The 26,932-nt window shown below is 49.6% G+C and carries 49 protein-coding genes; 5 read left to right on the top strand and 44 right to left on the bottom strand.

All coding sequences use genetic code 11. The features are described 5' to 3' along the window. Window positions 1-199 precede the first annotated feature (199 nt). The 16 genes from MNY66_RS16530 to MNY66_RS16455 all read right to left on the bottom strand — a co-directional run bounded on the left by MNY66_RS16530 (window position 200) and on the right by MNY66_RS16455 (window position 7,473). Complete coding sequence (locus tag MNY66_RS16530; RefSeq protein WP_137022540.1) at window positions 200-601, bottom strand: hypothetical protein; 402 nt, start codon at window positions 599-601, stop codon at window positions 200-202. 13 nt (window positions 602-614) lie between these two features. Continuing rightward, window positions 615-836: a hypothetical protein gene (locus tag MNY66_RS16525; RefSeq protein WP_241502019.1), complete on the bottom strand. Its 222-nt coding sequence runs from the start codon at window positions 834-836 to the stop codon at window positions 615-617. Beyond that, window positions 823-1,407 carry a hypothetical protein gene (locus MNY66_RS16520; protein ID WP_241502018.1) on the bottom strand — a complete coding sequence of 195 codons (585 nt, stop codon included), beginning with the start codon at window positions 1,405-1,407 and terminating at the stop codon, window positions 823-825. Before MNY66_RS16520 ends, MNY66_RS16525 begins: the two co-directional genes overlap by 14 nt. A 65-nt stretch (window positions 1,408-1,472) precedes the next feature. Next, window positions 1,473-2,009, bottom strand: coding sequence for a hypothetical protein (locus tag MNY66_RS16515; RefSeq protein ID WP_241502017.1), 537 nt, complete (start codon window positions 2,007-2,009; stop codon window positions 1,473-1,475). Between the two features lie 32 nt (window positions 2,010-2,041). Beyond that, entirely contained in the window at window positions 2,042-2,857 is an 816-nt protein-coding gene (locus MNY66_RS16510) for a LexA family protein (protein ID WP_137022537.1), read from the bottom strand. Next, window positions 2,854-3,417: a hypothetical protein gene (locus MNY66_RS16505; RefSeq protein ID WP_137022536.1), complete on the bottom strand. Its 564-nt coding sequence runs from the start codon at window positions 3,415-3,417 to the stop codon at window positions 2,854-2,856. Before MNY66_RS16505 ends, MNY66_RS16510 begins: the two co-directional genes overlap by 4 nt. A gap of 124 nt (window positions 3,418-3,541) precedes the next feature. Next, window positions 3,542-3,931 carry a hypothetical protein gene (locus MNY66_RS16500; RefSeq protein WP_137022535.1) on the bottom strand — a complete coding sequence of 130 codons (390 nt, stop codon included), beginning with the start codon at window positions 3,929-3,931 and terminating at the stop codon, window positions 3,542-3,544. Window positions 3,932-3,970: 39 nt separating this feature from the next. Beyond that, on the bottom strand, window positions 3,971-4,246 hold the full coding sequence (locus MNY66_RS16495) for a hypothetical protein (protein ID WP_137022534.1): 276 nt from the start codon (window positions 4,244-4,246) through the stop codon (window positions 3,971-3,973). Window positions 4,247-4,340: 94 nt separating this feature from the next. Beyond that, window positions 4,341-4,766, bottom strand: a complete 426-nt coding sequence (locus MNY66_RS16490) for a hypothetical protein (RefSeq protein WP_241502016.1) — start codon at window positions 4,764-4,766, stop codon at window positions 4,341-4,343. Then, window positions 4,763-5,323 (bottom strand): phiTE_072 family protein, encoded by a 561-nt coding sequence (locus MNY66_RS16485; protein ID WP_137022532.1) that lies wholly within the window; start codon window positions 5,321-5,323, stop codon window positions 4,763-4,765. The genes MNY66_RS16490 and MNY66_RS16485 overlap by 4 nt, the downstream gene beginning before the upstream one ends. Next, window positions 5,310-5,651, bottom strand: coding sequence for a hypothetical protein (locus tag MNY66_RS16480; RefSeq protein WP_241502015.1), 342 nt, complete (start codon window positions 5,649-5,651; stop codon window positions 5,310-5,312). The genes MNY66_RS16485 and MNY66_RS16480 overlap by 14 nt, the downstream gene beginning before the upstream one ends. Further along, on the bottom strand, window positions 5,648-6,052 hold the full coding sequence (locus MNY66_RS16475; protein WP_137022531.1) for a hypothetical protein: 405 nt from the start codon (window positions 6,050-6,052) through the stop codon (window positions 5,648-5,650). The genes MNY66_RS16480 and MNY66_RS16475 overlap by 4 nt, the downstream gene beginning before the upstream one ends. Beyond that, a complete protein-coding gene (locus tag MNY66_RS16470) occupies window positions 6,039-6,470 on the bottom strand; it encodes a hypothetical protein (protein WP_137022530.1) in 432 nt (143 codons plus the stop codon). Before MNY66_RS16470 ends, MNY66_RS16475 begins: the two co-directional genes overlap by 14 nt. Before the next feature lie 6 nt (window positions 6,471-6,476). After that, window positions 6,477-6,728: a hypothetical protein gene (locus MNY66_RS16465; protein ID WP_137022529.1), complete on the bottom strand. Its 252-nt coding sequence runs from the start codon at window positions 6,726-6,728 to the stop codon at window positions 6,477-6,479. Further along, window positions 6,728-7,174: an ASCH domain-containing protein gene (locus tag MNY66_RS16460; protein ID WP_241502014.1), complete on the bottom strand. Its 447-nt coding sequence runs from the start codon at window positions 7,172-7,174 to the stop codon at window positions 6,728-6,730. The genes MNY66_RS16465 and MNY66_RS16460 overlap by 1 nt, the downstream gene beginning before the upstream one ends. Continuing rightward, window positions 7,171-7,473: a hypothetical protein gene (locus MNY66_RS16455; RefSeq protein WP_137022527.1), complete on the bottom strand. Its 303-nt coding sequence runs from the start codon at window positions 7,471-7,473 to the stop codon at window positions 7,171-7,173. Before MNY66_RS16455 ends, MNY66_RS16460 begins: the two co-directional genes overlap by 4 nt. A 179-nt stretch (window positions 7,474-7,652) precedes the next feature. Between MNY66_RS16455 and MNY66_RS16450 the strand changes: the two genes are divergently transcribed. Together MNY66_RS16450 and MNY66_RS16445 are read left to right on the top strand one after the other, a co-directional pair. Beyond that, a complete protein-coding gene (locus MNY66_RS16450; protein WP_137022526.1) occupies window positions 7,653-8,024 on the top strand; it encodes a hypothetical protein in 372 nt (123 codons plus the stop codon). A 169-nt stretch (window positions 8,025-8,193) separates the two neighbouring features. Next, window positions 8,194-9,258: a hypothetical protein gene (locus MNY66_RS16445; RefSeq protein ID WP_241502013.1), complete on the top strand. Its 1,065-nt coding sequence runs from the start codon at window positions 8,194-8,196 to the stop codon at window positions 9,256-9,258. A gap of 107 nt (window positions 9,259-9,365) precedes the next feature. On the opposite strand, the gene MNY66_RS16440 is transcribed toward MNY66_RS16445, so the two are convergent. The 13 genes from MNY66_RS16440 to MNY66_RS16380 all read right to left on the bottom strand — a co-directional run bounded on the left by MNY66_RS16440 (window position 9,366) and on the right by MNY66_RS16380 (window position 17,656). Next, window positions 9,366-9,695 (bottom strand): hypothetical protein, encoded by a 330-nt coding sequence (locus MNY66_RS16440; RefSeq protein ID WP_137022524.1) that lies wholly within the window; start codon window positions 9,693-9,695, stop codon window positions 9,366-9,368. After that, complete coding sequence (locus MNY66_RS16435; RefSeq protein WP_137022523.1) at window positions 9,692-10,465, bottom strand: hypothetical protein; 774 nt, start codon at window positions 10,463-10,465, stop codon at window positions 9,692-9,694. Before MNY66_RS16435 ends, MNY66_RS16440 begins: the two co-directional genes overlap by 4 nt. Next, entirely contained in the window at window positions 10,452-11,030 is a 579-nt protein-coding gene (locus MNY66_RS16430) for a hypothetical protein (RefSeq protein ID WP_137022522.1), read from the bottom strand. The genes MNY66_RS16435 and MNY66_RS16430 overlap by 14 nt, the downstream gene beginning before the upstream one ends. 130 nt (window positions 11,031-11,160) lie before the next feature. Beyond that, window positions 11,161-12,090, bottom strand: coding sequence for a DNA cytosine methyltransferase (locus MNY66_RS16425; RefSeq protein WP_241502012.1), 930 nt, complete (start codon window positions 12,088-12,090; stop codon window positions 11,161-11,163). Window positions 12,091-12,099: 9 nt separating this feature from the next. Continuing rightward, window positions 12,100-12,270 (bottom strand): hypothetical protein, encoded by a 171-nt coding sequence (locus tag MNY66_RS16420; protein ID WP_175403203.1) that lies wholly within the window; start codon window positions 12,268-12,270, stop codon window positions 12,100-12,102. Between the two features lie 88 nt (window positions 12,271-12,358). Next, the gene (locus MNY66_RS16415) at window positions 12,359-12,763 is read right to left on the bottom strand and encodes a hypothetical protein (RefSeq protein ID WP_241502011.1); all 405 of its coding nucleotides are present in this window, start codon (window positions 12,761-12,763) and stop codon (window positions 12,359-12,361) included. A 13-nt stretch (window positions 12,764-12,776) separates the two neighbouring features. Next, complete coding sequence (locus tag MNY66_RS16410; RefSeq protein WP_137022519.1) at window positions 12,777-13,106, bottom strand: glutaredoxin domain-containing protein; 330 nt, start codon at window positions 13,104-13,106, stop codon at window positions 12,777-12,779. Window positions 13,107-13,247: 141 nt separating this feature from the next. Next, window positions 13,248-13,559 (bottom strand): hypothetical protein, encoded by a 312-nt coding sequence (locus MNY66_RS16405; protein ID WP_175403202.1) that lies wholly within the window; start codon window positions 13,557-13,559, stop codon window positions 13,248-13,250. A gap of 54 nt (window positions 13,560-13,613) precedes the next feature. Continuing rightward, the gene (locus MNY66_RS16400; protein WP_137022518.1) at window positions 13,614-13,940 is read right to left on the bottom strand and encodes a hypothetical protein; all 327 of its coding nucleotides are present in this window, start codon (window positions 13,938-13,940) and stop codon (window positions 13,614-13,616) included. A gap of 122 nt (window positions 13,941-14,062) precedes the next feature. After that, window positions 14,063-14,743: a hypothetical protein gene (locus MNY66_RS16395; RefSeq protein WP_241502010.1), complete on the bottom strand. Its 681-nt coding sequence runs from the start codon at window positions 14,741-14,743 to the stop codon at window positions 14,063-14,065. Window positions 14,744-14,781: 38 nt separating this feature from the next. Further along, entirely contained in the window at window positions 14,782-16,842 is a 2,061-nt protein-coding gene (gene dinG / locus MNY66_RS16390; RefSeq protein ID WP_137022516.1) for an ATP-dependent DNA helicase DinG, read from the bottom strand. Between the two features lie 209 nt (window positions 16,843-17,051). Next, window positions 17,052-17,360, bottom strand: coding sequence for a hypothetical protein (locus MNY66_RS16385; protein WP_137022515.1), 309 nt, complete (start codon window positions 17,358-17,360; stop codon window positions 17,052-17,054). A 17-nt stretch (window positions 17,361-17,377) separates the two neighbouring features. Further along, the gene (locus tag MNY66_RS16380) at window positions 17,378-17,656 is read right to left on the bottom strand and encodes a hypothetical protein (RefSeq protein ID WP_137022514.1); all 279 of its coding nucleotides are present in this window, start codon (window positions 17,654-17,656) and stop codon (window positions 17,378-17,380) included. A 167-nt stretch (window positions 17,657-17,823) separates the two neighbouring features. Between MNY66_RS16380 and MNY66_RS17970 the strand changes: the two genes are divergently transcribed. Next, a complete protein-coding gene (locus tag MNY66_RS17970; protein ID WP_175403201.1) occupies window positions 17,824-18,150 on the top strand; it encodes a hypothetical protein in 327 nt (108 codons plus the stop codon). A gap of 35 nt (window positions 18,151-18,185) precedes the next feature. On the opposite strand, the gene MNY66_RS16370 is transcribed toward MNY66_RS17970, so the two are convergent. The 3 genes from MNY66_RS16370 to MNY66_RS16360 all read right to left on the bottom strand — a co-directional run bounded on the left by MNY66_RS16370 (window position 18,186) and on the right by MNY66_RS16360 (window position 19,156). Next, complete coding sequence (locus tag MNY66_RS16370) at window positions 18,186-18,530, bottom strand: hypothetical protein (RefSeq protein WP_137022512.1); 345 nt, start codon at window positions 18,528-18,530, stop codon at window positions 18,186-18,188. A 114-nt stretch (window positions 18,531-18,644) separates the two neighbouring features. After that, window positions 18,645-18,890, bottom strand: coding sequence for a hypothetical protein (locus MNY66_RS16365; protein ID WP_241502009.1), 246 nt, complete (start codon window positions 18,888-18,890; stop codon window positions 18,645-18,647). Continuing rightward, on the bottom strand, window positions 18,887-19,156 hold the full coding sequence (locus MNY66_RS16360; RefSeq protein ID WP_137022510.1) for a hypothetical protein: 270 nt from the start codon (window positions 19,154-19,156) through the stop codon (window positions 18,887-18,889). The genes MNY66_RS16365 and MNY66_RS16360 overlap by 4 nt, the downstream gene beginning before the upstream one ends. 424 nt (window positions 19,157-19,580) lie before the next feature. Here MNY66_RS16360 and MNY66_RS16355 point away from each other — a divergent pair, with 424 nt between their 5' ends. Both MNY66_RS16355 and MNY66_RS16350 read left to right on the top strand, forming a co-directional pair. Continuing rightward, window positions 19,581-20,444, top strand: coding sequence for a ParA family protein (locus MNY66_RS16355; protein ID WP_067421754.1), 864 nt, complete (start codon window positions 19,581-19,583; stop codon window positions 20,442-20,444). A 5-nt stretch (window positions 20,445-20,449) separates the two neighbouring features. After that, entirely contained in the window at window positions 20,450-21,454 is a 1,005-nt protein-coding gene (locus MNY66_RS16350) for a ParB/RepB/Spo0J family partition protein (RefSeq protein ID WP_137022509.1), read from the top strand. A 45-nt stretch (window positions 21,455-21,499) separates the two neighbouring features. Here the strand turns inward: MNY66_RS16350 and MNY66_RS16345 are convergent, their stop codons facing one another. From MNY66_RS16345 to yfaE, 12 genes are all read right to left on the bottom strand, one after another. Beyond that, complete coding sequence (locus MNY66_RS16345) at window positions 21,500-21,706, bottom strand: hypothetical protein (protein ID WP_067421750.1); 207 nt, start codon at window positions 21,704-21,706, stop codon at window positions 21,500-21,502. A 66-nt stretch (window positions 21,707-21,772) separates the two neighbouring features. Further along, window positions 21,773-22,216, bottom strand: coding sequence for a hypothetical protein (locus MNY66_RS16340; protein ID WP_241502008.1), 444 nt, complete (start codon window positions 22,214-22,216; stop codon window positions 21,773-21,775). Window positions 22,217-22,523: 307 nt separating this feature from the next. Then, the gene (locus tag MNY66_RS16335; protein ID WP_137022507.1) at window positions 22,524-22,727 is read right to left on the bottom strand and encodes a hypothetical protein; all 204 of its coding nucleotides are present in this window, start codon (window positions 22,725-22,727) and stop codon (window positions 22,524-22,526) included. Window positions 22,728-22,735: 8 nt separating this feature from the next. Continuing rightward, entirely contained in the window at window positions 22,736-23,074 is a 339-nt protein-coding gene (locus MNY66_RS16330) for a hypothetical protein (protein WP_241502007.1), read from the bottom strand. Window positions 23,075-23,118: 44 nt separating this feature from the next. Further along, window positions 23,119-23,346, bottom strand: a complete 228-nt coding sequence (locus MNY66_RS16325) for a hypothetical protein (protein ID WP_241502006.1) — start codon at window positions 23,344-23,346, stop codon at window positions 23,119-23,121. Between the two features lie 24 nt (window positions 23,347-23,370). Next, window positions 23,371-23,610 carry a hypothetical protein gene (locus tag MNY66_RS16320; protein ID WP_137022504.1) on the bottom strand — a complete coding sequence of 80 codons (240 nt, stop codon included), beginning with the start codon at window positions 23,608-23,610 and terminating at the stop codon, window positions 23,371-23,373. Between the two features lie 164 nt (window positions 23,611-23,774). Continuing rightward, a complete protein-coding gene (locus tag MNY66_RS16315; RefSeq protein ID WP_241502005.1) occupies window positions 23,775-24,293 on the bottom strand; it encodes a hypothetical protein in 519 nt (172 codons plus the stop codon). Window positions 24,294-24,465: 172 nt separating this feature from the next. Beyond that, entirely contained in the window at window positions 24,466-24,771 is a 306-nt protein-coding gene (locus MNY66_RS16310) for a hypothetical protein (protein ID WP_067421737.1), read from the bottom strand. 75 nt (window positions 24,772-24,846) lie between these two features. Next, the gene (locus tag MNY66_RS16305) at window positions 24,847-25,509 is read right to left on the bottom strand and encodes an HD family hydrolase (protein ID WP_409274736.1); all 663 of its coding nucleotides are present in this window, start codon (window positions 25,507-25,509) and stop codon (window positions 24,847-24,849) included. Next, window positions 25,487-26,047, bottom strand: a complete 561-nt coding sequence (locus MNY66_RS16300) for a hypothetical protein (protein WP_241502004.1) — start codon at window positions 26,045-26,047, stop codon at window positions 25,487-25,489. The genes MNY66_RS16305 and MNY66_RS16300 overlap by 23 nt, the downstream gene beginning before the upstream one ends. Beyond that, the gene (locus tag MNY66_RS16295) at window positions 26,044-26,412 is read right to left on the bottom strand and encodes a hypothetical protein (protein ID WP_241502003.1); all 369 of its coding nucleotides are present in this window, start codon (window positions 26,410-26,412) and stop codon (window positions 26,044-26,046) included. Before MNY66_RS16295 ends, MNY66_RS16300 begins: the two co-directional genes overlap by 4 nt. A gap of 237 nt (window positions 26,413-26,649) precedes the next feature. Then, window positions 26,650-26,907, bottom strand: coding sequence for a class I ribonucleotide reductase maintenance protein YfaE (gene yfaE / locus MNY66_RS16290; RefSeq protein WP_241502002.1), 258 nt, complete (start codon window positions 26,905-26,907; stop codon window positions 26,650-26,652). Window positions 26,908-26,932 lie beyond the last annotated feature (25 nt).

Here is a 26,932-nt window from a genome sequence, read left to right as displayed (position 1 = left end):
TGTCTTTGGAGAAGGTGTTACTCAGGACTTTCAGTATCACCCTACCCTTTCGACTGACGAAGAATTTGGGCGAAAAAAAAGGGGCATTTCAGCCCCAGAGTTTGCTGGTGGTTTTAGCGAGGTGCGAACCCGGCCAGATAGACAGGGAAGCCGTGTTGATTGAGCCAGCCCGACAATAGCGATCGGGCTGGTGGGCTGGTTAGTTCGATTCAGGATTGAGAATCGACTTGCCGGTACTGACATAGAGCGACGATATGCCACACATGACAAACCCGGCGATGAAGATGATCAGCGGGAAGTAAGAACGGTTGGAGTAAGATACTGGCTCCCCTACATAGGAATAGATAAAAACGATAGGTAAGCTCGCGAGAACCGTGGTAAGCAAAACGATGCCTTGATATTGCCTGACCACGGCGAATTTCATCAGTCTTTTATAGGTTGAAAAACAGAGGACGCCAGCGGGCACACCGCATAGGACATACTCCAGAACCGATCTGTCGTGAAGCACCGCACTGACCGTCTCCAGCACAGTGAAAACTGCACAGATCACCATAACGCCGAACCAGATATGCTTTTCTTTTTTAAGCTCGTTCGATGACATGCTCTTTTGTCCCCTATTGAAGTTCACTGGCAGGCTGGTCCGCAGCCAGACGATAACCACCGCGCTTACCGCTGAAGCGTTCGGCGCTTGCCCAAACAACCCTACCGCTTGGGCTCCGGATGCGAATGCCTTTCGGCCCAGTTACAGACACGACTTCCAGCACCTCGATCTGGCGCAACGGCGTATAACGAGGGTCAACCTCTTCCCAGATTTGCCCCGGCTTAATTTCCTGCATTTTCACCACCTTGTTTGGCGAGTCGATTTTGAAGGTCGCGGATCGTGTTTTCATGGGTTTTCCGTTCGTTTCGGATGAGCTCCCGCTCGTGATAGAGGGACTTCTCCTGGAGCTCAACGGCTTTTTCCCGGCGCTCCAGCTCTTTGGCGCGTTCTGCCAGCGTGTTTTCCTTTTCACTTTCATGCTGAAGTAACTGGCTTACCTGCGCCTGGGAGCTCTCGTAATTCCGTTTCCAGTTGCCACTACTGGTCAGCGCTTCTTGCAATTGCTTATGCAGAGCGCCAAATACAGCCTCAGAGCTATCACAGATAGCGAAAAGCGGAGTGACGGCGTAATCGTCCATCGTTTCGTCAACGCCTTCAGACCAGCGTTTAAGCTCACGCTCACACTCTTCAGCTGTAAAGGCCTGAGTGTTCCCGCCGATCTCTTCGACTTTGCCGTTGCAGGTAATACTAAACATGGACGGTTCAGCGCAAAGGATATCCAGTAACTGGGTAGCCATCTGATGCGCTACGTGGCTTTTGCCATATTCGGCAATCACCTGGTTTAACATGGGTATGCTGACATTCATCTTGCCCTCTTCTGTTGTCAGTAATCGGAATATAAATTATCAAGCGGTTGAGACAGGGGACGAATTTACTCTGGCTGGCCGAGGAATAATGGCAACGTTTCCTGGTGTTCTTCAGCGGCTAACTGTGGCTCAGGGTAGATTGTCACTCCTATACCAGCCCCAAGAAGTTTGAGTCCGCTTTCGGAAATGAATGCAGTTGGTTCGGCTTGGCGGAGGAACAACTTCACAGGCGTGACGTGATCAGCGTCATCGGCCATGCTGTTGTAGGTTGTTGCCACTTCCTGCACCACAGCTTCTTCACCGACACAGCATTCGTCATAGAACGGCAGGCCCTCAGCGGTCATCAATCCCCACATAAACGGCGTGGCAGCTCCTGCATCCATAACCGCAGCCCGAGATTCTGCGCCTCTGAGTGATTCCAGCGCCTCAGTCAACATGGCGTTGTAACGTTCCGCCTTTGCTTCCAATTCTGCTAAGGCTTCAGCTACCTGCATAGGGGTGGCAGTGCTCGCCCAGGCTCGCGTAGTCCCACCAGCGCGATAAATCGGGAGTGCCAGCTCGATAGCTTCTTTCAATTTCGAAACCGCGTTCTCTTTTTGCATGATTTTTGCCTTAAAAAATGGGTAAAGAAATTTCAGTTCACGCAGCGCGTCATGAGCGGCGCATGTTCAGGGTCGCTGATTAACTCAGGTTTCTGCGGACCCAGATAGATGTGGCTGTAGCCGCTACGACCAGATTTTTTGACCATGCGGATATACCCAATACTTTGCAGCTCATTCAATGATCGCCAAATGTCTTTTTGGAGCACCAGCTTAAGCATACTGTTCTTGGTAACGTAGCCCAGCGTCGTTGTCTTTAGCTCTGCGCAAATCGCTTCGTACAGCATCAGGGTGCGTGGAAGAATATCCGGTTGCCCGGACAACTGGTCCATACCGAACCCTGGCGATACGCGGATACCCCGCCGAGAAACATCGGACTGATATAGGCTTGTATCAGTCTGGTAGATAATCCCCTTATCGAGCAGGATACCGAATGCCCATTCCCCAGAAGACTTGTACATTTCGCGTTGTGATGGGCTGTGGCCGTACTTCGTGATGTAGTTGTAGACGTACTGGAGTAGCTCTGCCTGCTTCTTAGTAAGAGGCTTGTAGTGATTCCGGCTTTTGAACTTCAGTGACGGGAAGCGCAAATGGGCGCAACCGTTATTCTTGGCGATGCACACAAACCGCTGATTATTCTTGGTGAGTACTCGGCGGGAGTACGAAAGCGACAAGATCCCCCGCTGCTCTAACTTCAGGATTTCAGCCGATGGTTGCGTATCGTTGCTTTGACCAGACAGTTCCGAAACGAGCGGATACCGCTGGTGGTTCTCCAGGAAGTTATAGACCTCACATAAAACAGAGGCTTCAGCTTCAGTGATTAGCTGCTCGACACTATTGAGAGTGGTCATTTCCGGCCCTCAGCTTTGCGCACTCGCTGGATGAGACCAATAACGGCTTGCGGGTGTACGGCAGCGATATACTTGCCATTTTTGTTACGCTGAACGCCTTCAACATCACCTTTAATTTCCCCGCTCACCATGCAGGTGATGATTCCGGCATCTTCCGCGTCATAGTCGTCAACCCGATCCGGCTCGCCGAATTCGATTGTGGTTACACGCGGGTCATAGCGCCACGGCCCTTCGGTCGCTTGTCGTGCCAGACCCTCCATTTCAGAGAGGTCATCATTACGAGAAATGGCGGACTCTTCCACCAGCTGGAGAAGCTGAAGAATAACGCTTGGCCCCACCGCACCCAGATATTGGATTAGTGCGCTTCGTTCGTGGCGGTTCAGCACTGTATTTTCAAAGCCGGGATCATCAATCAGGCAGCGGTCATCTTCGTCATCGCCGCTGAATAGCATTTGATAGCTAGTTTCCGGAAACGGCTTATTGCTCCAGGATGCTTGGAATGATTTAACCGGGCAGGCCTCCGCCAGGCGCTTCAGCTTTTCGATAAGTTCTTGGTTCATAATGAGCTCCTTACTCTGGGGCTGAAAATATCAGTGATGATAGGTCTTGCGCTTATTATCCCCCCGCTTGACCGCTGACAAAAAAAAGCCCGGACATCGCCGGGCTTGATTATTGTTTGTGAACCTACTTTTTAAACCACGTTGACAGCAAGCGTGCGCCTGCTTCGTCCAGCTTTTCGGCCAGACCACAGATGGTTTTTGATAGAGCGGTCATTGATTCGAACGCAGCAAAAATAATTCCGGTTATGAGCACCAAAGCCAGATAGCCCAGAACCCCAAATACGAATAATGGGATGAGTGCTGTAGGCTTACTGAAAATCGTTAAACAGCCAGGCTCAGGTATCCATACACAGTCGATTCCGCGATGCTGATATGGAAACATGTTGAACCAGTCGAACATTTCGATGATAAGCCACCCAAATGCGATGGTTAGGAAAATCGTGATGCAGGTGATCAACACCAACACTGCCAGGCCAAACCCCTTGGGAGGCTTAGCGCATAATTTCGAGGTCATTGTAAACTCCCGCTTTGGCAGCAATACACTGCCTATGTTTTATGGCTTAGCGCCTTCTGCTTGGGTTACCTGCAATCCCGCCCGATTAAGCCAGTAGTTCACGGCATTGCTCACAGCGTCCTTGGCAGAAACCATATCCGGATAGTGCCCGAGATTGCCTTTAATGCCCGGCAAACTGCAACGAGTAGCATAGGGATCCTTGCCACGGCCCTGAGTTGCATCGTAGTAAACCGAAGCAACTTTGAATTTCCCGAGGTACAGTTGCTCGCCTTGGTTCCACTTACTGTCGCTGGGCTTCCAAGTGAAGGTAGTCATTGAAGTGTCTCGCAGATAAAAAAGGTGTTTTTATTATGCGGTAGATGTTGTGGGGGACAAAAAAACCCGACATAAGCCGGGCTCTCGATTCAGATCAGCTGGAGTGGCGCGGCCTGCTCATTAGCTGCTTGAGTGTATCCGATGGTGCAGCAGGAGCGTTGATAAGTTCCGTCAGCTGTTCCCAGGCCTTGGGGCCGAGTTGTTTTCCATCTTCTTGCACGGTTTGTTCTGGAGAGGTAGTTATGTTGCACAGGGCGGCTCGCAGACCCACTTTGATTTCTTCCAGCTCGTCGTTGCCAATACTGCCGTCAGTCAGCGCGTGGTGAAAATCGAGTGCCATCCCGTCCGTGACTTGTAGTGGTTTCGGTTCCTGGCTCGCCAAACCCTTCCACCCTTCCCACATCGCCGCAGCCATCATGAACCAAACATTCCCACACCCCTCTTTCTTGTGGTCGAAGAACCAATTCACAAAGTCCATCGACATGCCATTTTCTTGCGCGAACTGTTCACGCTCAGTCATGCTACCGCTTCCTCTTTTGGGCTGGCAGAAGCCAGGTGTTGTTGCAGTGCAGCCCGAACAATATCAAACATGTTGTTCAGACGGATAAAGGCTGGGTTCGGTACGGACGGCCACGGCAGGTACCACGGCTCGGTGCTGAAGTATGGCACCTCACTGATCACTGAAGCATAACCACAGACCGTGCTTTTGATATCGTCAGAACCGTCGATTTCCTCCCAGCACATACGGGCTTGGTCTTTGGATAATTCCCCTTCCCGGCGCAGGCGCAACACTTCGCTGAACATGAAGCGCATGTTCGCTTCATTGTCACTGTCGATTTCACTGCTCACGTTACCGGCCATGTTGCTGATCAGGTAGTCGTTACCACAGTCACAAAAAAACTGCTCCACGGAGCGATCACTCATGGCGTACCAGGCAGAGGTCCACGCCTTGCCCTCGCAGGTAACCGTAATGCGACCTCGCCCCGGCCCGTAGTTTTCAGTCATGACACGGATTGGGTCAAAGTCTCGCAGTTCGCTGATTTCGAGGCTCAGCACCTTGGTTTCAGTTAATTTCATCGTCGGTATTCTCCGCCTGGCTTTCCTGTTCGTACTCGGCATGAATTTCTGCCCAGCGCGCTTCTTTGGTCATGTTCGAAACAATCCCAGCATGGTGCGCCGGATCTAAGACGAAGACATCATCGTCCGGATGAGCATCAACTTCCCGCTCAATCACGACATCTTCCGCCTTGCGTGTGTCGTAGACGATGTTGTCACACACATAGGCATGTTTGCGGGGGGGGCCCAGAATGACGTAATGAAACGGCACTTTAAAGCTATAGAGCACCACAACATCACCGGGTTGCAGATCACGCCATTTCTTGGCGCAGTAGCGAAGCTTTTTCACTTCCGCCCCCCTTCTGGTACAGCACCAGCAACTTCCGGCGCTGCACTTATCGCGGCAGAGTACTGACGGGTGGCGACATCAATTTCCTTCTCCGTTTTCATCGCCGCATTAGGCCCATTATCCGGGTGGCGCAGGCATTCGCGGTAAGTTACAGGCCATTGGACAGCCAAAATAGCCCGCAGCTGTTCATCAGTTGGTTTTTTCGGCACCAGCGTCATCCCTACAGGAATAGCCAGTACTGATGGAGCGGTTGCCCGGTACAGCTTCGCCTCTACAGAGGCCTTTTCACGGCGTGAAGTGTCCAGATCTGCCTGAAGCTGGATAACCCAACGCGCGAGCTCACCTTTTTCGTCCTGAAGACGACGCAGCTCTTCCAGCCGGTATTTGTCAATTCTGCCCATGAGCGGTAAACCCTTTTTCAGTGAAGAAGGCCAGACCTTCGGTATACATCTGCTTCAGTTCGACCGAATCCGGCTCTTCGGCGCACTCAGGCGACCACTTCGCCATGTCGGCCAGACCGACCACCAGCTTTTTAACGATCACGCGCTGGATGTATTCGCGGCGCTCTTTCAACAGCCAGGCTGAGGCCTCAGTCATGTAGAAATGAAGATTTTTGGCGAAACCCTCCAGTTCAGTGGATTCAGCGCGACCCGCCAGATAGTCGCAGCGCGCGATCGCAATGCTCAAACCGTCTTTAGTCAGGGCATAAGCACTATCCCCCACCGAGTGGGTTACACCGGACTTCATCACGCAGTAAGCGTCTTTATCGCGCAACACCCAGAATTTACCGTTTTCATGAACGATGTCTTTTTCCCGCATCGGGTATTACTCCTGTTTTACAGCCGGGTCGAAGTCGGTTGCCCGATACGAACGGCAAGTCTTGAATATCGCCCAGCAATTCGGACAGTTAACTTTTGCGCCACGAGGTGTGGGCTTGGTTTCCATCGCCGTGTCACTCAGGCCGCCATCAAGGCCACACAAGGTTGTGTATCCACCAGCGTCTAATTCACCCGCAGGGAGATAAACATGCTCTTCGTTGGCATCTTCCAGGAGTGTGACGGTCAAAAAGCGACTCATTAGCTCACCGCCTTTGTTTCGGTGTCATCTGTATGACCTTCAGGCACCAATAGATTAAACACCCGATGAACACGAAGACCCGTCTCAAAGAAGCTCAGGCGGCCCCGCAAAGGTACCGGCTTCAGCGGTTTAGCATCCACCAGCGTGAAGCCTTTAGGCCCGAAGAACCACGGTGAAGAACTCTCATCAACGCAGCCTGTGATGGTGGCAGTACCGACAACAGCCCCGTAGGACAAGTGTTTGCGCTCAGGTAGCATGGTGGCGTTACCGTATTTGGCGCGCAGAATAGCCCTTGCCGCTTCCATGTCGTCCTTGCTAGCCAGCTTAGCGCTCGCATGAATGAGAACCGGCCCGCGCTGGTGGGTGTTCCAGCTGCGGTTTTCGATATCCTTGTGACCATTGGTGATTAGCCATGCCCACGGCTGACGGATGGATAAGGCTTTCATACGTTTGCATCTCTGGCTTCAGAAAGCCGTGCCGCTTTCAAAATGGTTTCCACCACGGACGGTGCAATCACCGAGCTACCCAGACCGCCGACATATTTCACGATCTGTTCACGAAATGCTTTAGCGCCGGGAACTGGAGTGGTTTGATTCTTTTCAGCGCGCTGCGCCGAGTCAATCACTTCATCAGCCCAATCGCGGTCGAACCCTGGCATAGCAGGCAAACACGACACAACATCAGACGGCAACGCATCGATGTAGTCGCGCATTGCGATGACAACTTCCAAAAGTTCGTTTTTCATGGCTGATCCTTATCGCGCTGGTGGCGCATAAATTATTGATGGATTGCGTGGCGGTGCTGCGTGCCGTGGAACCAGTATCACCCCACCCTTTCAGCTGACGAAGGCATCTTCAATTTTTTGCTTCATTTGATTCCTGATACACTCATTAAAACTAGGGTTAACTGAATTAGGTAGTCATCATGGGAAGAGCAGTTCAGGTGAAGTTTGGCAGGCAAGAATACCCATCTAAAAAAGCGGCTATACGACACTTCATGGTTCACAGGGAAAGCGTTAAAGAATGGGGAACCATCTCAGAAGGGACACTTTTTGATGATCTCAAGGAGTTATACTTGTCTTATTGCGAAGCTGATGAAAGCTGGGAATATGATGGACGAGAAATTACGGAGTTCAGTGTTGATCATGAACCTCGACAAAACGGCGATACTTGGGCATCACACCTTTGCTACTGGGTACATTTTTCAATAACCGATAAAATTCCTTTTTCTTTTAGGCTAGCTGTAGAAAATATAGTGAAATCATCTTCCAAAGAAGCCGGTTATCTTATGAATTAGAAACGTACATAAACTTAAATATGGTCTAATATTGCATAACTAAAAACAAAGTCTTATTTGATAGACCACAATGAACCAACACAAGATGTACAAGGTGGCAGCTTTTGTCAAAACATGAAGCTTGTGTCTATCTGCATAGTCTCTAGAGTTTAAATTTATTGGAAATAACATGATCACTATTAATGACGGTAAGATATCTTTTGTAGAGAAGCATCTTTTCGAACCTAAAATAGAAACGTTCGAAGGGATTTTAGAACGTTACCGTGACTATCAAGTTGAATTTTTTTTACATGTAGTTAGTGATCCCTCTTGTAGGTATGAGAAGGGCGTTGGTTCAGAACGAGTGTTTAAGGATATTGTTGATTTATCTGCTAAAGAAAGATTCTTAAGCCTACTGAGAGAAAAAGAACTAACTGCAAATCCAAAGGGCTTTTACGCTAACAAATTTAAAAAGGGAAAGGACTTTCCTCATGAGATAAAGTCTGTAAGTTTCGCGCATTGTACCCAAGGGGAAGTGGCTCAACACTTTAAGGCTAGAAGCTCTGAGTATGGAATTGTTTTCTATCATGATTTTCTTCAATCATTGGGAATGAGGCCCGTTAGGTACATCAATGAAGAAGATAAAATTTCTATTCGTCGATTAGTTTTTAACGAGCCCTTTACATTAGAGGCTTACGGGCCTAGTTATGATATGCGTTGGGAAAAAGAATGGCGTATAAACAAAAACGTTAAATTTGATTTTGAAGATATAGCATTCATAATTGTACCTGATAGTGAATATAATGAGTTTGTTGAAATAACGATCCATGAGGACCTTGAATATTATGTCCTTCCAGCATCAACATTCACAGATTCATTTAAATTTTTCCTAATGGCTCATGGAATGGAACATCATTCTTGGAATCAGATTCGAATATATGGCGATTGGAAAGTGGATTTTGATATGTTTCCTGATTTTAATGAATCGGAGAAGGAAGAGTTTTTAAATGGTTGTGGTGAATATATTGAGTGTCTGGCAAAGGCAGAAATACAACAATCATATGAATATAAATATATTGCTAAATTCATTAATTTTTCATCACGATTAGATGATGGTTTTTTAAATGGAACATCATTTAAGGATATTGCCTTGGTAAGTAAAAATGCAGGAGAGCCCTATCAAACACATAGAGATCTGATGATGCATTGTTATACAGAAAGGTTTAAGATCCAACAAGGTCGTATATTCCCTTAACCTAAATAGCTGCGCCAAATACTTCTACAAGTGTTTTTATTTATACGAGTACAATGCAAAAGGGGCTTGCGCCCCTATTGCTTTTCAGGTCACGGCTTTGGACTTTGTTATGACGGAGCACCTTCACCTTTCAGTTCGGTGATCATCTGCTCGGCCAATACCGCCGCAGAACGCGCCTGGTTAATCAGGGCGGTGCTCAGCCCGTCATCCACCAGCTGATTAGCCCGCTGGTACATGCGAGCAACAAAGCTCTCCAGTCCGGTGATTTCAGCCTCAGTCAGCAAAGGTGCAACACCTTCAGCCAATTGGCTCAGCGCATCGTTCATGCCATCCACGAAACCTTCGCAGTAGTCATCGCTTTTACCAGTACGGTCGCGAACGCAGTCCATATCATCGCCGTCAAGAATCCGGCGTAGCTTCGCCTTCAGCTGGGTCATTCCCCACTCCCAACGTGCTCCGCCAGCACCAGAATGCGACGGCCAACCGCTTTGACCAGCTCTTGCTTACTTTCGCTCGTCATCTTCTGCGCGATTTCCCCGGTCAGGTTAGCCGCTGCAACGACAGCATCTTTCTTGATTTTCCGCAGGCCACGCTCAATTGCCGGGCAGTCTGTATTGTGGAGTGCGTCGTTGGCGATCATGGCCGCAGTGCCCGCAGACCCCTTGTTCGTCACGTCTATGTGCTCAAGGATGGCTGCGTGGGCATCTTTCATCATCTTGCCTTCAGCAACCAGTTGTTCCACCTCAGACGTCGGGATATAGCCTTTGGTTGGGCTGTTTTCCAGCGATGGCATCAGAGCGTAGTCACAGATCTGAGAAATGTGACTACCTACGCTGTCCTCTGGACCTACATCGCGCAGTTCGGTTTGACAGGCGCGTTGCACGACGATACCCCATACCACCTGATCAGTTTCATCAGACCAGCCGTCACAGGCCTCTCCCCGGTAGTAGTCGATGTGGTCTTCTGCGGTCTGCCGGGCTTTTTCAGCGCTGTTGTGCTCATCGTAACCGCCGTCGGTGCTGTACGAGAAGAACTCCAAACCGTCGGTCACGCGTTTGAGCTCTTCCACCAGCTGGATGTTCTCAGTGCGCAGTCGCTCACCTTCAGCCAGTCTACGCGCCAGGTAATTGACCAGCGTTTCGTTGACCCGCATATCGCGTGGGATGCATTTGCCGTCCAGCAGGCCTTGGATCTCAATTGCTGTCATCTTTCTTCTCCTGATATACCAGTTTGCCAGTCAAAATGGCGTCGCGGATGGTGTTGAACTCCTTCGCCCAATACTGCGAATCGACGAAGATTTCCAACTTGGTGTAGTCGTGCTTTTTGCGTTGAATGAAGGCGTCCGCCGCTTCGCGAGTGAAGTGCGCGTTGACGTACTCCCACTCCCAGACGTACCCAGTTACCGTGTGGTCAGGTAACTCGCCGAGCACATCCCATTGCTGATCGAGGCGAATAGACAGAAAATCAGCCCGGTACTCGGTCTGGCATTTTTGATTAAGCGCTTCCCGCTCTTCTGAATCCAGGTCATCCCAGTATTCCTGAGGGCTAAACCAGCGAGCATCGTCCACGGCCACCAGCCAGTCTTCGATGTAGTCCATATCCAGACCCGTGATCAGGCGTTTCTTTTGAACGACGAATAACGGGTCGGCGGTGCAGTGCTCATCAACGCCTTTGCCGACACAGTGATATTTCAGGCGGGACACAAAGTCTGCCCAGGTTTCTGCGTTCAGAGGTGCGCCGGTAGCGAGCGACGGTTTCTGCTCAGTAGTCATGGCTTTGTTTTTCCAGTGTATGGTGGATTTCAGTACCCGTAATTTGCTTTGCGGGCATAATACAGCGCCGCGATAGCGACATAGCCATCAGCACGTAATTCACGATAGAACTTCAGGTCATAGCTTTTCATTACTGAAGCAGCCTCCCCGGTCGATAGATACCCCTGGATAACTTGTCACGCACCTGCGCCATGTAGCGGATCATTTCATTGCCCACCCATTCGCCGACGTATGTGCTCACCCCGTTCCCGATTTGCTTATACGCTGAGGTATCGCACACTGGGAACTCAAACCAGTCAGGCACACCCTGCAAACGTGCGTATTCACGCACCGAGTACGGACGCACACCTAACGGGAAGCGTTTATCGACCACGAGCCGTGTTGAGCGGTCGCGGGAGTAATGCGCAACGCAGGTCGGTGCAATATCACCCTTTGCCGGGTCGCTAATGATAGGTGCATCGCGATATCCGCCACGTAGGCGCGTTTCTACCGACTTAGGGATACGAACGGTCGGGTTATCCTCTAAAATCGCACTAAGGGGGATTAGGCGAGCATTTTCGGGCGGTCTGATATCAAAAGGCCGACGCGTTCCGATGATGATCAGGCGATGCCGACGTTGCGGCACCCATAATTCAGATTTCACGGGGCAGAATACCTGAATGAAATAGCCCGCCAGCTTGGTCATCGCTTCCATGACGATCGGGAAAGCTTGCATACCCGGCACGTTTTCAATCACGTAAAACTCAGGTCGAGCGACAGCCAGGTGACGCAGAGCATGCAGAAACAGATCATCACCGGTTCGCGTACCGTGAATATCCCCGATGGTAGAGTATTTCGTACAGGGATACGTGAACGACATACCATGACAGCCATTCTGCTCCAACACTTGCTCCTGCGTGATATCGCAGTGCTTGATATGGTCGCCCAAGTTGTGGCGATAAGTTTTAACCGCGTCTTTGTCCAGTTCGAACGACTGGGCAATCTGAATACCGGCATTCATCAGGCCAATGTCCATCAGCCCGGCACCGCAAAAATAGCTGTTCATCAGTACAGGTGACATGCTCAACCCTCAAACATTACGATACAGGATGCGGGCAACGGTCACCCACATACAGGAAACGGACAGCGTCAGCATGACGCGCACCCAAACGGGAATGATTTTGTCACGCACTATCTGGTAGACAAACCACAGCATTAACACCAGCAACAAACCCAGGATGGTCAGGTTAGCTACAGACAAGGAACCTCCATCCGTCCCGAATACCTGCGATGAAACTAACTTGGAGATACCACTTGGCCCATACAACATGCTTTACCCCAATTTGCTGTTAATGCTTAGCGTTTCGCTCAGCCGCATATAACCGTGACAAAATGCCATCCAGTGCGCCATCCAGCGCCTTGTAAAACGAGTCAGTGCCACCCATGTCTTCACGCATATCCAACAACGCTTCCAGCTCTGCATCGTCGATCGGCTGAGTGTCATTGCTGGTGGCCGACAAAACCTCACCAGCGTCAACTGGGATCCCTGCTTTAAACAAAGCGTCGATTGCATCCTGACGATACATCACCGCGCGGCCAGAAGGCGGAGTCCAGGCGATCGGCTCCAGCGTCACAGCGACATTAATCTCTGCAACCAGCAGGGCTTCAGTCAGCTCCGACAGCAAAACGACATCTGCACCGCTTGGTGGTTGCAGACCTAATGCTGGTGGGATTGCGATAGTTTGATGGCTCACGTTCTACCCCTTCCTACTTCGGTTCACCAGGAGCCGCAAACAGTTCCGGCTCACGCATTTCGATAGAGATACGCATCCGGGCATAACCCGTAATGCCATAGCCTTCTGGCTTACCTTCAACCAACGCCTTGATAAATTCAGGCTGGTACCCAGACCAGGAAACCGCCATACCCGTATCAGGCTCCACCAGCACCACAGGAGCCGATTTGAAACCCATGCTACGAAACAGCTCACGATGCTTTTCGATGCTGCCTTCCACGAATTCAATTCCGTTCGCAGTAAGGCGCTCTTTGGTCATTCGGCAAGGCTGGCAATTCGGCAGACTGAAGACAATGACTTTCATGGTGACCTCTGTTATTGGTTTGTTTGTTTACCTGCAACCAGTATCCCCTGCCCTCAACGGCTGACGAAGCATTTGGCATAAAAAAAGCACCTTTTAAGATGCTTTTTTGAAGGATTTCACGACACCGTTTCGGGTTGACGTTTATTGGTAGTTAGCAATGGGTTGACCAATCATCCCAGTGACTTTCAACAGCTCACCAGCGGTTACCGTTCGCAGCATTTCTGAACGCCCAAACTTAACATAGTCCTCACGAGACATCGTTTTAAAGTCTGGATGCGGGCGGTCATTGCACAGTTGCCAATTCTGATCTGCGCTGTCACGGCGCAACACGAAGACATCAACAGACATATGCAGGCCAGCACCGAACATCGCGGTAGCAACGATTTTTGCCTGAGACCCATCTTTGCGTTGGATCAGCTGTTCTGCTTTGGTGACTAATTCATGAGTTTGCATAGCCTATTCCTGCTCTGTTATTGGGTATTATTTCGCATGCGAAATGTTGGATGATTACGGGCGACTCTCCGCCTCAGCGATCACGTTATCAATGGCCTGAAGCTGGGTAGCGAAGCGTGACTCAATTTCAGAGCGCAGGGCTTGAAGTGCCAGAAGTCGGGATGAAAAAAGAGAGCGTCCACCACTAAGAGGGACATCATTGCCAGCCACTCCGTGTGAGTTAGCTTTTGACCAGGCAGGATAGACGGCGATGTGCTCACCCCGGAAACCACCAATCTTTGACGCATCGAACAGGAAGCCTGTTACTTTGCCTGAAGATGGGATTGCGATATCAGGCTGAACCTGAGCAGTTGCTCGCAGAGCAGAAAGATGATTGTTCATTGTGACCCTTTGTGTTTGTTTTGTTTACTTGCAACCAGTATCACCCCACCCTCTCCACCGACGAATAGCAAAAACGAAAAAAGCACCAAAAAAGGTGCTTTCTAAACATGATGGAGTTTACCTCACATCGACAGTTCGTTAATCCGCCCTTCCGGTCTCTTACCCAGGGAGGTCATTTCACCGAACTCGAAGAGACCGCAAATCTCTTCACCGATCGGAGCCACCAGCACACGCCAACGGCCTGTGCCGTTCTCTCCCCAGCGTGCGACTCCAGCCGCATCCAAATCTTCTTCAGTGGCGAAGAATTTTGCGTCTTCCAGTTTATCGACGGCGATCAGCAATTGGCTATCTACCGTGAAGCAAATCCCGTGCTGGTTCATGAAGAATAAACGGCGCTGAGCATCACGGGTTGAAATGATGGTTTCCCCATTGGGTAATGGAGTCGCGGACGTTGTCTTAACACTCATCAACCGCCCTGCCCTCTCTAACCCGCCGATCAGGATAGCCACAGCATTAGTTAAATCACTGTACGGAGGCAAACCCACCAGCTTCTGGAAGGCCATGCGTTCACTGTGCGTTTTCAATTCCGCAGTTCGGGTGTGAATCTTGCCATCATCGGGATCAGCCGCGCCCTGTTCAGCCAGAATTTTTTGAAGCATCAGGTTGCCAGCCGTACCTGGGTCATTCCATAACTTCTCACCTTTCAGTAAGTTTTCGGCAAACAGGTTGCTGGTGGCGAAGGGTGCAGGGACCTTCCCGACGAACTGAAATACCACCGTGATGACGCTTTCGTATTTTTCCATGACACACCCATGCATTCGTTTTGTTTACCATCATACCATTAACGGATCACACGACGAAACGGCGGAAGTGAATCCAGAATGCTCTGACCGTATCGCGTATTCTTGATACGAGAGTCCAGAATGGTTACCGCACCGGTATCGGACTCAGTTCGGATAAGACGCCCTACTGCCTGGATAAGTTTGATGCATGCCTGCGGCACCGTGATTTCCTCAAAGGTGTTTCGCCCCGCCTTTTCCATCCACTCCGTCATCGTCTGGCTTACCGGGTCACTTGGCACGCTAAAAGGCAGCTTGGCAATAATCACGTTGTCACAATAATCCCCTGGCAAGTCCACACCCTCACTGAAGGACGCCATCCCGAAAATAATGCTCGGCTCACCGCGATCAATACGTAACTTGTGACGTGACACGATTTCTGATTTAGGCATTGTTGTTTGCATCAGGATGCATTCTTTCACATCCTCCGGCATACCGGCACACACTTCGGTCATTTGCTTGCGAGACGAGAAGAGCACCAGGCATCCTTTACGTCGCAGCACTAATTTAGGCAACAACTCGATCAGTTCGTTTGTGTGTGCTTCTGCATTCTTCGGCGTGCTGCGCATCTTCGGTACGAACAGCACACCGTTGTTCTCATAATCAAACGGGCTTTTAGCCAGTAAGGTCGGCGTGTCTTTTTCCAAACCCGCTTCATTCAGGTAGGCATCGAAGTTACCCATCGTCCGTAGCGTCGCTGACGTGATGATCACGCCATGCGCTTCTTGCCACAACTCTCTGTTCAGATGCTCACCGGCATGTACCGGGCTGCTGTGAATGATGACCTCAGATTTGTTATCACGCTTAATGTTTACCCAGCGAGCAACGGGCACGGTGCTATCACCCTTTCTTGTGGGTGCAGAGAATCGTTTCAGGGCATCCAACAAGTTTTCCAGCCGGTTTTTCAAATCACCAATTGCCATCTTGTGCCTGGCATTCTCATCGGCCTGCACTTTATCCCCTGCCTCGTCGATAATGGTCGTCATTTTCTCAACCAAGATCTGCATTTGGTTTGCCAGATAGATGCCGTTTTTGAATAGGCTGCGTACATCAGCAGGGACATCGCCTTCAGGGAAACGATAGACGTCAATGCTACCGTGGTCGTTCCGGAAGCTCAGAGAAGATAAAAGGGTACCCCGAACTGACATCAGCTCAGTGGCCGTATCCGAGGCCAACCCCACCAGCTTGTAAACGTGGTCATTCATCTTCTCGCCATAAGGGGTCTGCATGTCCATGACCATGTCACTGACTTCGCCCAACCAGCGCGCGGTATTATCCAACGAGGCGTTAGCGGCAAAATGTTCAATGGCTTTACTGGTCAGGTGATGCCCTTCGTCAAATATGTAGATGGCTTCTTTCGGTACTGGCAGGATAACACCACCACCCAAAGACAGATCGCTCAGGACGATATCGTGGTTAGCTATCACCACATCCACTTCTTCCAGTCGGCTGCGCGCGGCAAAGAAGGGGCATGATTTGTAATGAGGGCATTTAACCTTAGGGCACTGGCTGGCGACCGCGTTGACTTTGTTCCATGACTTGTCAGTCAGTTCCAGTGGATATGTGTCACGCTCCCCTGTCCATTCACCGCTTTGAAATTCAGCACCCAGACTGTTCATGTCATCGCGGACATCCCCATAGGCATTCAACTCTGCATCTACGTGTGCATCGTAACGCAACCGGCAGAAGTAACGACCTCGACCTTTTGCCATTGCATAAGTGAACTTCAAACCGCCTTGGCTTTGGATTTCCGGCAGGTCTTTGACAACCACCTGCTCCTGGAGCGCTACGGTTGCCGTGGACAGGATGAGGGTCTTGCCCTTTTCTTTCGCCAGCGGGATCAGCGGCAGACAGTAACCCAGCGTTTTACCTGTACCAGTACCTGCTTCGACCACACCGACAACGGGCTTGTCGTTATCCTTCGGGATATCGTTAATCAGGGATGAGCAAAAGTGGATCATCTCTTGCTGACCTGCACGCGGCTTCAGCCCCTTCGAGGTGAGGAAGTTGCTGTACGCGATGGATGTCTGTTGCTCAGCGGTCAGTTTGTTTTTGTTGCTCATGACGATATCCCATAGATTTTTATTTACTGGGTTAATTTTACCGTACCACCAGCAACGACAAAGGGATTATGGGAAATAAACAGATGGCATTTCAGCTGACATTTCGCATGCGAAATCGGAGAGTGGAATTGAAATATTTCGCATGCGAAATCGTGTGTTCACTCTAAGGATAAAGCAAACATTTCGCATGCGAAATCTGGATGACTAACTCAGCCGACAAACCACAGCGAAGCGAGGTATGCGCACCCGGCAATTTTGCGCTCTTGCTTTGGGTCGAAGCTTTTCAGGATCACCATGATATGCGCTAATGCATACTTCAGGTCTACACCTTCCTTTGCCGCTGGTGGACATTCAAGCCCTTGGTAAAACCAACGCTCAACGAAGGCAACCCAGGGATTTTTACTGTGCTTGAATTCGTCCGGGATGAGATCCCACTTCGGTAAAAACTTCTCAATGTCAGGAGGGCCAAATGCCAGCATGACCTGAGTAATGTTTTCGTTCGGCGTCCACGTCTTCATGATTTTCATTTCCTGTTTCAGGCTGTTGTTTTCAATGTATTGGCAATCAAGGTGATCACCGCACGCAGCTGGTTCTCGTCGATAATGATTTTCGGCAGGGCGTTCACACATTCCAGGGACAGATAGACATTTCCCCGGTAGGTTAGGCGAGTGGTGTGTACGTCATAACTACACAACCATTCGCTGTCGTTGTTTTCTTCCCAGATACAAAGTAAGTCGGCACCGTCTATTCGTTCAGTGGTGAGCGCAAGGCCGCGACGCTTGGCAAAGTTGTGAGAAGTCTTCGTGATCTGCATGAGTACCCTATCATTGTTGTTTGAGTGATTTCGCATGCGAAATATCGCCAAATTCACGACATACATTTCGCTCACGCCACCTTGGCTGCATCCATGTATTCATTATCCTCCCACAGCACGTCTGACAAAGCGTTTGGCAACAAAAAACCGCCAATTTAGGCGGCTTTATGAGGGAAGTGAAAGCAGGGTGGTCACCCCTTGGATTTCAGTTCAGCTATCTCGGTCTTGGTAGCCAGTCGTTGACTACCGAACAGTTGTTTGATGAGTACAGGCTTATCTTTCTTCCAGCCCTTAATCGTATTCAGGCCGAACCGTTTTGGCGCATTGTGATTCCAGCTCGCAACAACGCTGGTCTCGTTGACCTCGATGATCTGGACAGGGTGAACGGAAACGGTGGGGATATTTGTGTTACCCAGTTTGTGGCGAGTGATAGACCAAACGGTATCACCGGCGTTCAGCTTGCTAATGACCATTGTTCAGTTCTCAGTGAGTGAAGTAGAGCCGCCCGTAGGCGGCTGGTGGAAGGAGGCTAGGAGTTGACCCAGCTGGTGGTTTGCTCCAGTGCAAACTTAACGATGTCACATTGGTAAACGTGCCCCTCGTTTGCATCGTTAGCGATTTTGGCTCCGATGACTTCAGCTACTTCGTAATACCAGATACCCGGACCTTCTTTGCTGGTGAAGGTTTCGTCGCACTCTTCAACGATGTCGATTGCCAGCTCACGGATCCAATCCGCGCACTCAATTTCACCGCCACCAGCTACGTTGAAGTCGATGCGCTCTTGAGCATCATCGTCCTGCTTAATGAGAGGAACACGGGTTTCGTTGAAACTACTGAAGATGAACATCGCGACGAGAGTTGGATTCAGTGACATAGTATTTCTCCGTTTAAGTTATTCGTTTTGTTTACCTCTTCTGAATCCAGTATCACCCAGCATTAACCGCTGACGAAGCAAAAAGAACAAAGAAATTGCCAAATTTAGAAAGAATTAAAACGGCAACTTCTCAGGCACCTCATCAGTAACGCGTAGAATTTCCACTTTTACGCCCTGCTCTTGCTGGGTCAATTCATAACAGCGCTCAGCTGCCGATTGAGATGAACACCACGAATGCGCATACCAGTCTCGCGACTCGTTTCGCGCAGCCACTGCATGGGTTGGTTTCCACGGAGATTGATGAGATTGCACCTTTCCGTTGGGCAACATGCAGTAATAGGTTTTCAAACCAGTATTCATTGCGTGGCTTCCTTTTGTGGGATGCGTAGAGAAGCGTTCTCATTGCGGACGTGGTTAAAGCCTGCTCCGGTATTCACATCGTAGTTTTCCACTACCGAACACAGAACGTGAACTCGCTCACCTTCAGTTAATAGGCGTTCCAGGGATAGGTCAGTTTCTATCTCTCCTACATTTTCAATGGTCAGCGTGTCGAGCGCGATTAATTGGTCATCTGTGAAGTTTTTCAGCAGGTGGTTTATCAGGAAGGATCGTGAACCGATAATCATGTGCATCTCCGCAAAGGGTATCTGATATCAGTATCAACCAACACAGTCCGCCGACAAATAGCTCAAAGTAAATAATCTTTTCAAGTCACGACATAGCTGGTGGATTTAATTATTTCGCATGCGAAATCTATTCAGAGCGTCACCCCAAAAACTGTTTTCAGCCCAATATTTCGCATGCGAAATATCACCTTCAGAGCATTGTAGATTCTGAGGAGTCAAATATATCTACCGCACTGGTTAATATTTATTACGAGCATGGTATGATTAAGGAAGAAGATGAATAATTTCAAGAATAACGATTATCGGTATAGCGAGCAAATCCCTGCGTGAGGTGGTTTTTTAGCACCAGCCTAAACCTCGACAGAGCTGGGGACGCGTTATTTTTCTATACCGAATTTCGCATGCGAAATTTAAAGGAAAGAAGATGGAAAAAAAAGCTGATAAGCCGTTGGGTAAACTAATCGTTGTATGCAGTCAAAAAGGTGGCGTGGTCAAATCCCAATCGACAAATGAAATTGCCTATGACCTTCAAATGGCAGGCAAGAAAGTGCTAATGATAGACGCAGACTGGACGACCGGCCTGACAGAAAGAACCTTTCCTGATGAGCTTCCTCTTGAGATTGAACGCGAACCGCTGAAGAATGAGTTCACTCCTGGAGAGGCCAATACCTACCAGTTGTTTATCCCTGATTCCACAATACAGCCCATAGAGCTTAAAGACGGCCGTCACTTCCTCGGCTCCACCAGCGAACTGAATGAAATTAACTATCGTCACTCAGATTGTATGTTCGATTTTCGTGATCGTATGTTGCAGTTGAAAGAGTATTACGACTACATCCTTATCGACTCCGCGCCTTCGTATTCAAACGTGATGGTTGCCAGCCACATGGCAGCAGACTACTTGCTGATCCCAACGCTACTGGAGAAACAATCCCGTAACGCTGTGGCGAAGCAGATCACTTACATGCAGAAAATCAAAAAGAACTACAACCCGAAGTTGCATTTTCTCGGCACGTACATTACACAAGCCACAGTCTCCAACTACAGTAAACCGTTATTTGACGGTTACCTAGGCGCAGTAGATACGCATAACCTAAACATGCTGGTGGAGATACTCGAATCGAAGGGCTACAACAAGGACTACATCCTTGCCTATATCTCCTTCGCACAGGCAACCGCGAAAGAGGCTATAGAGCTTGGCCTGACATTCCGCGAATACGACTCGAAATCTAGACCTGCGATCCAGTATCAAGCATTAGCAGAAAAAATAGTTCAATTGGTAGGGTAATTCAGATGGCGAAAAAATCATTCAAAGCACTCATGAAGAATAAGCAGAACTCAGCTGCCGTTGAGGGCGTGAATCAGGTAATTGAGAACAAGTCCCCTGAATTTGATAAACGGGACGGGATGGCTCACCAGATCATGAGTGATATAGCTCGGCCAGAAATTGAGGCTGAAGGTCAAATCGTCCGTGTCCCGATAACCGAAGTCTACGCAGAAACTCAGGTTCGTCCAGATCAGGATTTTGATGATGAAGTGATTGATGGCATGGCCGATTCGTTTGTAACAGTAGGTATCCTCACACCGCCGCGCTGCTTTCCTCGCGACCGAAATGGTTACCGTATCTGGATGGGGGAAACACGCTGGAGAAGCGCTAAGAAGCGAGGTGATTCACACATTGATATCTATGTCGGTACTCCACCCAAAGACGACAAGATGCGCATCATTGGTCAGCTGATAGAAAACCTTCAGCAGTCTGGCCTTAAACCACTGGCGACTGCACTGGCCTTTGACGAGCTGAAACGCCTTCACAATATGTCAGGAGAGGACATCGCTAAGACCGTGGGGAAGCCAACCTCATACGTCAGCAAACACCTGCGCTTGGTTGACGCTCCGGAATCCGTGATCAAGTTATTACGTGACGGGGTCACTTCTGATATTGATCTCGCGTATACGCTAACTCAGATAAGTGAGCTTAGCCCGCAAGTCACCGACAAGCTAACGTCCCAGGCACGCACTTCAGGGCTTACCCGCACAGACGCGAAAGGCGAGTTGGATAGGCTGAAGAGCAAAAAGAACGGTAAAATTTCGCATGCGAAATCCACCAGCAAAAACAAGAAAAAAGCGGCAAACGCAAGTCCAGTTTGGAGTGTGCAAGTTCAGTTCGACGGTCAGGTCGGTACGATAGTGACAGACCGCGCACCAGATGCAGATCACAAGGTATGGGTCAGAACAGTGGAAGGTGATGTATCTGTGGATGCAGCCAGCCTCATTGTTCAAGGCGTCATTAAGGGTTAATTGCGCTTCAGAGACCACGGGTTCCCGTGGCCTCTCTTTTCAGAACTACTCCCCTGTAACCTTGCAGTATTTCCTTCTCAGTTCAAACGCATCAGCGGCCAGAGCAAAAGCCACGTTCGCCACGTCTTCTTGTCGCGGGGCGTTGGGTCTATTTTGATCCCAAATCGAAGTAGATACCCCATTAAGGGCGCTTGCCAGTAGAGCATCGAAGAGCGCTTGTTCCTGCGCGTTATTGAATTGAATATGAGCCATAATCGGAACCTCACTGTAAGTAACGGAATAGGGTAAGCGACCGCCGAAGCGGTCTGAGTTGAAAGTTTACGGTGCAAGGAATGTCACTTCATAAGAACTGAGTTTTTCATGTCGTTGAAGGCCTTCAGTCAGTGCAGTGATTTCTTTCCACAATGACTTAGTTTTCTCAGCAGCACCTACTGCCATACCATCGACCTTCAGGAAGCGCTCAGGGTGAGAGACAGTCAGCTTGCGCTTCCCAGGATCCCAGTCACTGTGATGGCTGATTTGAATACTGATGTCTGCCAACTTTTCTGGTGCAGTGCGCTTAGTGTTAAGGACGGCTTCAAAGGTGAATACGATGCGGTCATTCTGATCTTCAGTGTCATACCAAACCGTGTAACGAGGAAAAGGACGTATGGCGCGACCAGTGCGACCCCAACAGGCGTTATAATCGCGGATGGAAAGCAGAGTCAGTTTATGAGAGGTAACGCCAGCGTAGTGGAGAAGGTCGGATAAAGTATGCATCATATTTCCTCATGTTATTTGTTTTGTTCACTGCCTAAATTCTCCCATGAGGCTCACCGCCAACGAAGCGATTGGGGCACAATTATTGCTGATTTGAATAATTAATTTACTGTCATTTCAGCGCCAGAATAGGGGAACGAAAACCGGCTATTCAGGGAAAAGCGTTCCGGAAAATGAGCAATATTTCGCATGCGAAATCAGAAGGAGTCAGTTCAACATTTCGCATGCGAAATCTGGAGATTAAAACGCAAGCGCCCCACCCGACAGATTGCCGAGCAGGGTATGGAAAGCGTTATTTTGAAACCGATTTTTAGGCGTTGGTTTTGACTAACGTACCGTTATCGCGCGCATAGTTGAGCAACGCAATATGTCGAGCTTGCACATCGGGTAAGTCAGTTGCATCGCCATTGGTGATCAACCAACCGTTATTACCAGGGGTACTGTATTGCACCATGCGCTTTCCACCTGCCTGAGTGTAACGGTGTGCGCGTACTTCGACATCCTGAGGGAACATAAGGCCTCCTAGTTCCTGTTCTCAATGAAACGGGTAACATCGTTGTTGCTACGTAGAACAACGTCTTTGTGCCCCACCCACTTGCAAGCACCGTTACTGCACGCAATCGGATCCTTAACCACCAAAGAGCCGTCAATATTGACCGAGTAATCGTAGCCCGCCTCAGCCAGAGCCAGACGGTAAGATGTAGCCACCAGCACGGGCAGCGCATATTCATCATCACCGCGTGCAAGCACTTTTTGTGCCGCTACAATTCGCGCCGCAGTTCCGGCATTTGGTTCCAGCTGCTGGATACGCCTTGCATCTTCCAGGAGCATGGCGATCAGTTCTTTCCGTTCGTTGTTCATGACGGCCTCTCAAATTGGAAGGCGCTCTGAAGAGCACCAAGGAATTACTCAGGCTTGAAGTCTGAAGGGACGACAACGCGAAAGAAATCGAAGTCCTGCACGGTGGCTTTGTGCATGTCATCCGAAGGTGTGATCAGCTGCGGCTCCATAGACAAGCACGCACCCAATTGCGGTTTGCTTGCCAGAACACCCAAGATGTTTGGTTGCTCTGGGAAGGTATAACCAAAGGTGTGGCCGTTCTTAACCCAATAAGTACCGTTGATAGCGCTCATCGCATTTGTCCTTATGCTGGTGGATCAGTGGGTCAGATAGTGATTGATGGCACGCTCAACGAACGAGACCGACAGACCGCTGCCTTGTGCCAGGCGCAGGGTATTGGTGCGAACCAGATCGCGCTCAAAACCGAAACTACGGCTGTAGTGATACCACAAGGTGCGACCCTTCTTGAACAGGTCTGATTCGTTAGCGATACGCATGAATTGGGCTGGAGTCTGGCTCGGACGTTTTGCTGTTTGGCTGATAGCGTTCATATTCATAGTGGTGACCTCGATAGTATTATTCGTTTTGTTTACTTCCTCTGTAAACAGTATCACCCACGGTTAACCGCTGACGAAGTGAATCAGCATAAAAAAAGATATTTTTTTGAATAGGGGAGGGCGGTACAAAATGGGGGAGCTTCCCCCATAGTTAAGATGGCGTATTACAGTTCGGAAATGCGGGTGGCATTTTGCATGCCGGAAAGTTTCACCCAGGCCATAACCTGATTTTTATCCAATTGACCATTCAGCGTGATGTAGGCCGGGGCGGAAACCACCAGCGGATCACCCACGATGAAATGGACATTCACATCAACGCGGGAAGCCCAGGGTAATGCAAACCAGAACACGGCATCGAACGGGGAATGGATAGTGATGCCATGTATCAGCTTCACTTCCCAGCGAACGCCATATTCATCACGTACACCACGATAGAGATTACCTCGATCGCAGGCCCAGTCATCGCCGTTCTCGTCACGCCAGATTAGCAGCTTATCATCTACGGCCTTAACGCTGGCTCCATAACGAGATAGTAGGTTCAGGACAGCTGCCGGATCGGTAGCGATGATACTTTCGAGAACCACCCGCGATTCACCACTAACTTGCGTTACCGTCACCGTGTCACTTTCACCGAACCAAACTTGATGACCAGTCTCCGCCAGGCGGGCAATTAGATTTAACATTGTTACTCCATTTGTTAATTATTCTTGTGTGAATAGTTAACCATGACCTCAGCAGCTGACGAAGCCAAAAGGGCAACAAAATTTTGGTACGATAGATTGATGCGGATTTTGGGACAGGGTAACGGCAAACCTCATCATGGTTAAGTCTGCCGTTAAGGATGGGCGATGGGGATCAGTTCTTACAGTCGAGTTTTTTCACGAGCCATCGCTCAATCGGTAGGTTGTTTAACTCCATTTCAATGGTACACCGCTGATCAGCGATGATAGCTTCATAAGTCACCGTGTCTTTAGAGACCACACCCTGGGAAATGAAAATCTTAGCGTTAGCCAGATAATCAAATGCAACCTTGCGAGCGATCTGTTCGTTTTCTTCGTTCAGATGAAGTTTAGGAAAGTCACCTTCAGGAGATGGCGTCTCGGTTTGTGCAAGCACAGGTAACGCGAGAAACAGTGATAATACTAAAATTAGCTTCTTCATCTGGTATCAACCTCTTTGAATTATAATCAGCCGAAGCATATCGCATTCATAATATTTCGGCTCTATTTTTTGGAATCAATACTGATACAGCAATTCGAATCGCTGAAGGAATGCAAGCCGGGCTTCCTCCGCAGGGAGAAGGCGCAAACCCATGATGTCAGCTGGTGGATATTTATCGGGGTCTGGCATCGCCTGCGCGCTATGACGGCCAAACATACCCATCTCACTCGCGAGCATTCGTAGGTCGGCAACCTTGACGTCCGGCGTTTCCACCAGCGGTAATCCGTACTTTGCCCGGATAGCGCGATCGACGCGACCTTCGATTTCCCGATAATCTGGTAACCGTGCCTTAAGGGGGCTACTCACGTCACCGCAATATGCTTCACTGGCATCATGCATCAACCCCTCAAACGCAAGATGAGGCTCAACTAAATGACTGACCAGTACACAGTGTTGCGCCACACTGTAATGCTGATCCAGGTGGCCGGTAAACCGACAGATATTAGACAACGCCGTCGCAATGTCTCCAATGTCGATTGCCTCCGGGTCGATGTCCAGGAAGGAAAAGCGTTTACCGCTGTAAGTGAGTATCCAATCAGGTGCGAAGCTTTGCTTTACCGGCAGGTGCATGGAGGACAACAACTGTGCCACCAGCGATCGCTCTAACACGGTCAGATTACCCGACGTATCGGCCTGAAGGACTTTGAGTTGCTCTTTAGTGTATTTGGGCAGTGTCATGAACGCTCCGATTTTGTTTGCGCTTTTCTTGCGCTGATTTTAATGCCAGTTTGTAACTTGCTTTGGCCGCTTTCTGGGTAGGAGACCAATCACCTTCTACGTCCCGACCGAGATACGAGTAGTATTCGCAATACTTTTCGCGGTACATCCGATATTCGTACCGTTCGCCGTTGGTTCGATGCTCAACCAGGGGAGCGCGACGCCCCAGCAGAAACTCACTGAAGGTGTCACCACAATCCGCATTCAGGTACTGAGGATAGTGATTATTGCGTTTCACTTTTTTGGGCTTCGGCAACATCGCTAAGGCGATCGCTATACCGGATTCAGTCACCGTGAACAGGGTACCGCCACCCACCCAAGACGGAGCTGGTTGCCCAGTGGCATAACCAACATCCACCAGCGCCGTCCAAATTTCCACATCACGACCACTGGCGAGAAAGTAGTTACGATTGCTGACTCGGTTATTTTCATGGATGCCTAACGCATGCTGCATGAATTCAGCTTGCTGTCCGGTTATCTGCATCCCCAGAAAAGTCATAGCGTCACCTTTTGAGCAACTAGCCAATCGGCAATTTCTTTGCGGGAAACTGTATCCATTTTTTCCGCGCTTAATGTAATGAGCTCCGCTGGTACGGAAGAAAGATAGACACGGTAATTAGTCCGGCGCTTAACCTGCAATAGGTGAAGGGCGTAAACTAAAACTCCGCTACTGATGAGAGAAAAGGCCAATGCTGGGAAGGACGTTATCGGAAGCTCTTCGCTGCCATCATGGATCCAAACCACCAGCGCCAACTCAATCATCACAATTGCCATCATGATGAAGGGACGCCATGCCCCCTGGATGGTACTGAAGCAGTCATCGCTAAATGCCATCAAGACTTGATGAGGTTGGTAAAGTGCCATATTGGTAGCTCCGTGATTGATTAACTTGAACTCAAACTATCACGGGGCATTTAGCTGACGAATAGCGAACGGGCACAAAAAAGTATCATTTTTCGGGGAAGGGATAACATCTGATTTCGCATGCGAAATGTCAGAAACAAAAACGCCACCGAGGCAGGTGGCGCTTAATCATACCGGGTATGAATTATCGGTTGAAGCAGGGGGCTAACCGACACACCGAGCATAAAGCGAAACCGATCAGATATCCAACTTCACGTCAGTTCGGGGACGACTACAACAAGGCAACACCTCACCCGGATTAACAAAAGCCAGGGGCTGAGTCACGTACTCAACAGTACCGGCCAGCAAAGGTACTCGACACGAACCGCAGTAGCCTTCGCGACATTGGTACTCAACCACAATACCCACCGACTCCAAACGCTCCAGGATAGTGCTCCCATCGCTGGTGGCCTCAATCCGCTTTTCGCTCTGTATGGCATGAATACACCCAGGCATAGCACCATCCAAATTTGAATTCAGA

This window comes from Moellerella wisconsensis (genome assembly GCF_022592395.1).
GTDB lineage: Bacteria > Pseudomonadota > Gammaproteobacteria > Enterobacterales > Enterobacteriaceae > Moellerella > Moellerella wisconsensis.
Note: the sequence above shows the minus strand (reverse complement) of the source record. Positions and strands in the feature narration are given on the sequence as shown.